The organism is Serratia plymuthica NBRC 102599 (genome assembly GCF_001590925.1).
Taxonomy (GTDB): Bacteria; Pseudomonadota; Gammaproteobacteria; order Enterobacterales; family Enterobacteriaceae; genus Serratia; species Serratia plymuthica.
Genome location: NZ_BCTU01000050.1, coordinates 1 through 8004, shown reverse-complemented (window position 1 = coordinate 8004; position 8004 = coordinate 1). Strand labels below are relative to the sequence as shown.

At 56.7% G+C, this 8004-nt stretch carries 6 protein-coding genes; all 6 read left to right on the top strand.

Going from position 1 to position 8004, the window contains the following annotated elements:
* Positions 1-119 precede the first annotated feature (119 nt).
* The 6 genes from SPL01S_RS23940 to fbaA all read left to right on the top strand — a co-directional run bounded on the left by SPL01S_RS23940 (position 120) and on the right by fbaA (position 7965).
* Entirely contained in the window at positions 120-1208 is a 1089-nt protein-coding gene (locus SPL01S_RS23940; RefSeq protein WP_006327792.1) for an ABC transporter substrate-binding protein, read from the top strand.
* A 78-nt stretch (positions 1209-1286) separates the two neighbouring features.
* On the top strand, positions 1287-3056 hold the full coding sequence (locus SPL01S_RS23935; RefSeq protein WP_020439713.1) for an ABC transporter permease: 1770 nt from the start codon (positions 1287-1289) through the stop codon (positions 3054-3056).
* Positions 3049-4119: an ABC transporter ATP-binding protein gene (locus SPL01S_RS23930; RefSeq protein ID WP_063203172.1), complete on the top strand. Its 1071-nt coding sequence runs from the start codon at positions 3049-3051 to the stop codon at positions 4117-4119. The genes SPL01S_RS23935 and SPL01S_RS23930 overlap by 8 nt, the downstream gene beginning before the upstream one ends.
* A gap of 400 nt (positions 4120-4519) precedes the next feature.
* Positions 4520-5536, top strand: a complete 1017-nt coding sequence (epd, locus tag SPL01S_RS23920; protein ID WP_004952579.1) for an erythrose-4-phosphate dehydrogenase — start codon at positions 4520-4522, stop codon at positions 5534-5536.
* Positions 5537-5608: 72 nt separating this feature from the next.
* Entirely contained in the window at positions 5609-6769 is a 1161-nt protein-coding gene (gene pgk / locus SPL01S_RS23915; protein ID WP_062868555.1) for a phosphoglycerate kinase, read from the top strand.
* Between the two features lie 116 nt (positions 6770-6885).
* Entirely contained in the window at positions 6886-7965 is a 1080-nt protein-coding gene (fbaA, locus tag SPL01S_RS23910; RefSeq protein WP_062868553.1) for a class II fructose-bisphosphate aldolase, read from the top strand.
* The last annotated feature ends 39 nt before the right edge of the window (positions 7966-8004 follow it).

Below are 8004 nucleotides of genomic sequence, written 5' to 3'. Positions count from 1 at the left end.
TTGCCCAAAAATCGCCCAACCTCACAAAACACGAAGATAAAAAATCAACGGCGTTGCTTAAGAACGAGGATTAACTATATGTTAATTTTTAGTTTCTTAAATGTAACCAGGAGTTGATCATGTTGACAAGAATCAGTGCGTCTGTGGTTGCGATCGCGGTACTGGGGGCAGCGCCTGCCTATGCCGACTTCCCGGCAGGCTATCCGGCTGACTATCAGAAGATAGTCGATGGCGCGAAGAAAGAAGGCAAGGTTGTGGTGTATTCCACCACCGACACCAAAGCTGCCGGCCCGCTGATTCAGGGGTTCGAAGCACTGTATCCGGGCGTGAAAGTCGAATACAACGACATGAACAGCACCGAATTATACAACCGCTACATCAGCGAACAGGCGGCGGGCGGCACCAGCGGCGACGTGGTTTGGAGCTCGTCGATGGACACCGCGCTGAAACTGGCGACCGACTACGCGCAGGAGTACGCCTCGCCGGAGCAGGGCCAATTGCCGAAATGGGCGGTCTGGAAAGAGAAGGCCTACGGCACCACCTATGAGCCGGTGGTATTCATCTATAACAAACGGCTGATCCCGCAGGGTGACGTACCGGACTCGCACGCTGCACTGGCAAAACTGATCGCCAGCCAGACCGACAAGTTCAAAAAGAAAGTCACCACCTATGACATCGAAAAGTCAGGGCTGGGTTTCATGTTGTCAGTACAGGACTCCAAGGCCGATCCGCACTATTTCGCTACCCTGGCTGACGTAGCCAAAGGCGGCCTGGCGGTGCAATCCTCCACCGGCACCATGATGGAAAGGGTGTCATCCGGTGAGAACCTGATCGGTTTCAACATTCTGGGTTCTTATGCCGAGGCGCGCGCCAAAACCGACCCTTCGCTCGGTATTTCTTATCCGAAGGATTACACGCTGGTGCTGTCGCGCGTGTCCTTTATCAGCAAAGAGGCGACCAACGCTAACGCAGCGAAACTGTGGCTTAACTACGTGCTGTCGGAAAAGGGCCAAAGCATACTTGCCAATCAGGCGGACATTCCTTCCATCCGCAATGACATAGAAGGCAAGAACGACATTGAAGGCATGACTAAAATGCTCGGCAACGCGCTGAAACCTATCCCGGTGGATGAGAGCCTGTTGGAGTATCTGCAGCCGGCCAAACGCCTGGATTATATCAAGCAGTGGCGTACCGCCGCGGCAAAATAATAACCGGATCCGGACGCGCGTCTGCCACGTCGGCGCGCGCCCTTTGGTCGTCGTCGTTTACAACCATTGGGATATTTTATGGAAGCATGGCGTAGAAAGTGGCAAAGCCTGCCACGCGGCTTGGTGGTGTTGATAACCGCATTGGTTATCTATGTGCCGCTGTCGTTTATCGTGATTCAAAGTTTCCTCTCTGCCCCCTTTTTCTCTCCGTCCAAGGTGTTCAGCCTTGAGGCGTTTCAGTTTATTTTTACCGACCCCGACTTTTACAAGGCGCTGAAAAGCGGCTTTATTCTGGCTTTCGGACTGGTGGTGATCGCCATTCCGTTGGGGGGTATTCTGGCCTTTTTGATGGTCAGAACCGATTTGCCCGGCCGCCGCTTCATTGAGCCGCTGATCCTGGTGCCGATCTTTGTCTCCCCGATGGTGCTGGGGTTTGGCTACGTGGTGGCTGCCGGGCCGGTGGGTTTTTTCTCGCTGTGGGCGGAGGCGCTGCTGGGCTTCGTGCCATGGAATATCTACTCGATGTCCAGCATCGTGGTCATCGCCGGGCTGACGCATGTGCCCCACGCCTATCTTTACATTTCTTCGGCGCTGCGCAGCGTAGGCTCCGACGTGGAAGAAGCGGCGCGCACGGCGGGGGCCTCGCCCTTGCAGGTGATGACCGCAGTCAGTTTGCCGATGGTGCGGCCGTCCATTCTCTATGCCGGCGTGCTGCTGTTCTTCCTGGGGCTGGAAGTGTTCGGCCTGATGCTGGTGCTGGGCGACCCGGAAGGCAACCTGGTGCTGGCGACCTACCTGTATCAACTGACCAATAAGCTGGGTACGCCGTCTTACCATTTGATGGCGGCGGTGGCGGTGGTGCTGATCTGCATCACCATTCCGTTGGTGATGTTGCAGCGCCGTCTGATGCGCACCGCCAACCGTTTCGTTACCGTCAAAGGCAAGGCTTCGCAGGCCCGCGCGTTGCCGCTGGGTAAATGGCGCTGGGTCGCCGGTGCCGTGGTGGTGTTCTGGCTGACGGTCACCATCGGCGTACCGCTGGTGGGGGTGGTATTGCGTGCCTTTATCTCCAACTGGGGCGTGGGCGTTTCCATCTGGGACGAACTGTCGCTCAATACTTTCCGCACCATCTGGCAGCAACCCAACCTGCTGCGGGCGATTGTCAACTCAATGGCGATTGGGGTGTTCGGTGGCGCGCTGGCGGTGGCTTGCTACCTGTTTATCGGCATCGCCATGCACCGCAAACCCGACGGCGCGACCCGTTTCCTCGACTACAGCGTGCTGGTGCCGCGAGCGGTGCCGGGCCTGCTGGCCGGTCTGGCTTTCCTGTGGGTATTCCTGTTCCTGCCGATGTGGCTGGATAAATCGCTGAAAGAGGGCTGGCTGTCGGCGCTGCCGGTGGCCGAGTGGTTGCGGGAGAACCTGATCGTCTGGTTGCGTTCCTTGCGCAGCACCATCTTCAGCGTTTGGCTGGCCTATACCGTGGTATGGATGGCCTACGGACTGCGGCTGATTTCCTCCACGTTGTTGCAGGTTGGCCCCGAACTGGAAGAAGCGGCGCGCAGCGCCGGGGCGACCCGTGGCCAGATCACCCGACACGTCACCATTCCGCTGTCGCGTTACGGCCTGATTGGTTCTTGGCTGTTGATGTTCCTGATTTTTGAACGCGAGTATTCCACCGGGGTGTATCTGCTTTCTCCGGGCACGGAAACCATAGGATCGATGCTGGTTTCGCTGTGGGCGGCGGGCGCCATTGATATCGTTGCGGCGCTCTCCTTTATCAACATCCTGTTGGTGGTGTTGGGTCTGGGTATCGCCCTGCGCTTTGGAGTGAAATTACATGATTGAACTTTCGGTAGATAATCTGCATTTGACCTACGGCGACAACCCGGTGCTGAAAGGCGTTTCGATGCAGTTGAAACGGGGTGAAGTGGTTTCGCTGCTGGGCCCGTCGGGCAGTGGGAAAACCACGTTGCTGCGTGCGGTCGCCGGGCTGGAAAAGCCGACGCAGGGTCGCATTATCATCGGCAGCAATACCGTATACGATGGCGCTTCGCGCAGTGAGATCCCGGCCGAAGAGCGCAACCTTGGGCTGGTGTTCCAGTCTTACGCGTTATGGCCGCATAAAACCGTGTTTGAGAACGTTGCCTATCCGCTGAAATTACGCAAAGTCGCCTCGGCGGAAATTAGCCAGCGGGTGCAGGGCGTGCTCGATCAGCTTGGGTTGGGGGCGTTGGGCAAGCGCCATCCGCACCAACTTTCCGGCGGCCAGCAACAGCGCGTGGCGATTGGCCGGGCGCTGGTGTACAACCCGCCGGTGATCCTGCTGGATGAGCCCTTGTCTAACCTGGATGCCAAGCTGCGTGAAGAGGCGAGGGTGTTTCTGCGCGAGTTGATTATCAAGCTTGGCCTGTCGGCGTTGATGGTGACCCACGATCAGAATGAGGCGATGGCGATTTCCGACCGTATTTTGCTGCTCAACAACGGGAAAATCGAACAGCAAGGTACACCGCAGGAAATGTACGGTTCACCTTCGACCCTGTTTACCGCCGAGTTTATGGGCAGCAATAATCGCCTGTACGGCAAGGTCACGGAGGTGAGTGACGGTAAAGCGCGCATCGAAGGCAAAGACTGGGCGCTGTGGGGCATGGCAGGCGCGGGGGTAAAAGCCGGCGCAGAGGGGACGGCGGTGATCCGTGTCGAACGCGTGCATCTGGGGGACGATCCACAGGGCAATCAACTTGAGCTGCCTCTGCTGACCAGCATGTATCTTGGCGATCGTTGGGAATATCTGTTCCGCACGGTGGCCGAGGATTTTGTGGTGCGTGCCTATGGCAGCGAGGTTCGTGAGCAGGCGCTGTGCAGGTTATCGTTGCCGGCAGAGCACCTGTGGATTTTCCCGAAAGAATAATATCGGCATGGCCGCACCCTGCAATGGGGGGGGCGGCCTGCTGGCTAAAAGGTGAGCGCTTCGTCGTCAGGCTTTGGTGCCGTCTTAAGTCAAAAGTGTGCGCTAGATCATCTTATTCTCGCAAAACCCTCTCGCGTTGCCCACCGGCTTGCTGCACCTGTTCCTTTTGGCAAAACTTTGGTTTATGCTCGGCTGAAGCGTTTCAGTTGTGGCAGTATCTCGCAGAAATGCCCGAGTGACGCCGGTGAAGATCCGCCGGCGGAAAGGAATAATGTTACGCGGCGATTCACAGCAGGCGGTGCGATACACTACTCTATGCAGGTTAGTCAGATAACCAGCCAGTGCCCTCTCGATGCCGGTGAACGCGCCCGGCGGAAGAAGGCCCTTTTTCAGGAGCAGCATGACCATCCGCATAGCGATAAACGGCTTTGGCCGCATCGGCCGCAGCGTTTTACGCGCACTGTATGAATCGGGACGTAGAGCGGAAATTTCCGTGGTGGCGATCAACGAACTGGCGAACGCCGAGGGGATGGCCCACCTGTTGAAATACGACTCCAGCCATGGGCGCTTTGCCTGGGACGTACGCCAGGAATGCGACATGCTGACCGTCGGGGACGACACTATCCGTTTGCTGCATCAGCCGGCGGTAGAGCTGCTTCCCTGGAGCGAGCTGGGCGTCGACGTGGTGCTGGATTGCAGCGGCGTGTTCGGCAGCCGGGCAGATGGCGAGGCCCATCTGGCGGCAGGTGCGAAGAAGGTTCTGTTCGCCCATCCGGGCGGCAACGATCTGGACGCCACCATCGTGTTTGGCGTCAATCATCAGACGCTGCTGGCGGAACACCGTATCGTGTCCAATGCGTCATGCACCACCAACTGCATTATTCCGGTGATCAAGCTGCTGGACGATGCCTTTAGCATCGAATCGGGCACCGTGACCACCATTCACTCGTCGATGAACGATCAGCCGGTGATAGACGCCTATCATCAGGATTTGCGGCGCACCCGCGCGGCGAGCCAGTCGATTATTCCGGTCGACACCAAGCTGGCCGCCGGCATTACCCGCATTTTTCCGCAGTTTTGCGATCGTTTCGAAGCGATTTCCGTGCGCGTGCCGACCATCAACGTGACGGCCATCGATCTCAGCGTCAGCGTCAGTTCGGCGGTAAAAGTGACAGAGGTCAACCAGCTGTTGCAAAAGGCCGCACAGGGATCTTTTCGTGGTATAGTCGATTACACGGAACTGCCATTGGTCTCGATTGATTTTAACCACGACCCGCATAGCGCTATCGTCGACGGTACGCAGACCCGGGTCAGCGGGCAGCACCTGATCAAGACCTTGGTCTGGTGCGATAATGAATGGGGCTTTGCCAATCGGATGTTGGATACAACACGGGCAATGGCCGCCAGCGGTTTCTAGTACGGCGGCATCGGCAGTTTGCCGGTGCGTCGCTCAGGCAACTTTATAGAGATTTAACCAAGAGGGTTCACCATGTCTGTAATTAACATGTCCGATCTGGATCTGGCAGGTAAACGCGTTCTGATCCGCTCCGATCTGAACGTTCCAGTGAAAGACGGTAAAGTGACTTCCGATGCACGTATCCGTGCCTCCCTGCCGACGATTGAAGCTGCGCTGAAACAAGGTGCTCGCGTGATGGTAACGTCCCACCTGGGCCGTCCTGTCGAAGGCGAATACAACGAAGAATTCTCCCTGCTGCCGGTTGTAAACTACCTGAAAGAACACCTGAAAAACCCGGTACGTCTGGCCAAAGACTACCTGGAAGGCGTTGACGTTGCAGAAGGTGAGTTGGTCGTGCTGGAAAACGTCCGTTTCAACAAGGGCGAGAAGAAAGACGACGAAACCCTGTCCAAGAAGTACGCGGCGCTGTGCGACGTATACGTGATGGACGCTTTCGGCACCGCGCACCGCGCGCAGGCTTCGACTCACGGCGTGGGCAAGTTTGCTCCTGTTGCCTGTGCAGGCCCGCTGCTGTCTGCCGAGCTGGAAGCCCTGGGTAAAGCGCTGGGTAACCCGGCTCGCCCAATGGTCGCTATCGTTGGCGGCTCTAAAGTGTCTACCAAGTTCGACGTTCTGCAATCACTGGTGAAAATCGCGGATACCGTGATTGTCGGCGGCGGCATTGCAAACACCTTCGTTGCTATCGAAAACAACGTGGGCAAATCACTGTACGAGCCAGACTTCGTTGCTGCGGCAAAAGATCTGCGCGATCAGTACGGCATTCCAGTTCCAACCGATTCACGCGTGGGCACAGAGTTCTCTGAAACCGCCGCGGCAACGGTGAAAAGCGTTTCAGACATCGCTGATAACGAAGAGATTATGGACTTCGGCGACGAAACTGCCTATGCAATGGCAGCGCTGTTGAAAAACGCCAAAACCATTCTGTGGAATGGCCCGGTTGGCGTCTTCGAGTTCCCTAACTTCCGTCGGGGCACCGAAATTGTCGCGAACGCTATCGCAGACAGCGAAGCTTTCTCTATCGCAGGCGGTGGCGACACTCTGGCTGCAATCGACATGTTCGGTATTGCTGACAAGATTTCCTACATCTCAACCGGCGGCGGCGCCTTCCTGGAGTTCGTGGAAGGTAAATCATTGCCGGCGGTAGTGATGCTGGAAGAGCGTGCTAAGCAGTAATTCAAACAACGGGAGGCGAAAGCCGCCCGTTTGTTTTATACCGCGCGGCCAAGGCGGCGCGGCATGAAAAAATCGATTTACATCCATCTACGGCCGACGAAACAGGACAAAGTAACATGTCTAAAATTTTTGATTTCGTAAAACCGGGTGTCATCACTGGTGATGACGTTCAGAAAGTATTCGCAGTAGCTAAAGAGAACAACTTTGCGCTGCCAGCAGTGAACTGCGTGGGTACCGACTCCATCAACGCCGTGCTGGAAACAGCCGCGAAGGTACGTGCTCCGGTTATCGTTCAGTTCTCCAACGGCGGTGCCGCGTTTATCGCCGGCAAAGGCGTGAAGACTGACGTTCCGCAGGGCGCAGCGATTCTGGGCGCGATTTCTGGTGCACATCATGTTCACCAGTTGGCTGAGCATTACGGCGTGCCGGTTATTCTGCACACCGACCACTGTGCGAAGAAACTGCTGCCATGGCTGGACGGCCTGCTGGACGCCGGCGAGAAGCACTTCGCCGCTACCGGCAAACCACTGTTCTCTTCTCACATGATCGACCTGTCCGAAGAGTCTCTGGAAGAAAACATCGAGATTTGCAGCAAGTACCTGACTCGCATGGCGAAGCTGGGTATGACTCTGGAAATCGAACTGGGCTGCACCGGCGGTGAAGAAGATGGCGTGGACAACAGCCATATGGACGCATCTGCTCTGTACACCCAACCGGAAGACGTGGCTTACGCGTACGAAAAACTGAACGCCATCAGCCCACGCTTCACCATCGCGGCGTCCTTCGGTAACGTGCACGGCGTGTACAAGCCAGGCAACGTTAAACTGACTCCGACCATCCTGCGCGATTCTCAGGACTACGTGTCCAAGAAATTCAACCTGCCGCACAACAGCCTGAACTTCGTGTTCCACGGCGGCTCCGGTTCTACCGACGCAGAGATCAAAGAGTCCGTAGGCTACGGCGTGATCAAAATGAACATCGATACCGACACCCAATGGGCAACCTGGGACGGTATCCTGCAGTACTACAAAGCGAACGAAGGTTACTTGCAGGGCCAGTTGGGCAACCCGAAAGGCGCCGACCAGCCGAACAAGAAATACTACGATCCGCGCGTATGGCTGCGTGCAGCCCAGACTTCGATGATTACTCGTCTGGAACAGGCTTTCAAAGATCTGAACGCAGTAGACGTTCTGTAATCTCGATTAGCTGTTTTGCCATAGAGGCTCCCTTCGGGG

Coding starts and splice junctions, on each gene's coding strand:
- SPL01S_RS23940 (WP_006327792.1), top strand. CDS start 120: ATGTTGACAAGAATCAGTGCGTCTGTGGTTGCGATCGCGGTACTGGGG.
- SPL01S_RS23935 (WP_020439713.1), top strand. CDS start 1,287: ATGGAAGCATGGCGTAGAAAGTGGCAAAGCCTGCCACGCGGCTTGGTG.
- SPL01S_RS23930 (WP_063203172.1), top strand. CDS start 3,049: ATGATTGAACTTTCGGTAGATAATCTGCATTTGACCTACGGCGACAAC.
- epd (WP_004952579.1), top strand. CDS start 4,520: ATGACCATCCGCATAGCGATAAACGGCTTTGGCCGCATCGGCCGCAGC.
- pgk (WP_062868555.1), top strand. CDS start 5,609: ATGTCTGTAATTAACATGTCCGATCTGGATCTGGCAGGTAAACGCGTT.
- fbaA (WP_062868553.1), top strand. CDS start 6,886: ATGTCTAAAATTTTTGATTTCGTAAAACCGGGTGTCATCACTGGTGAT.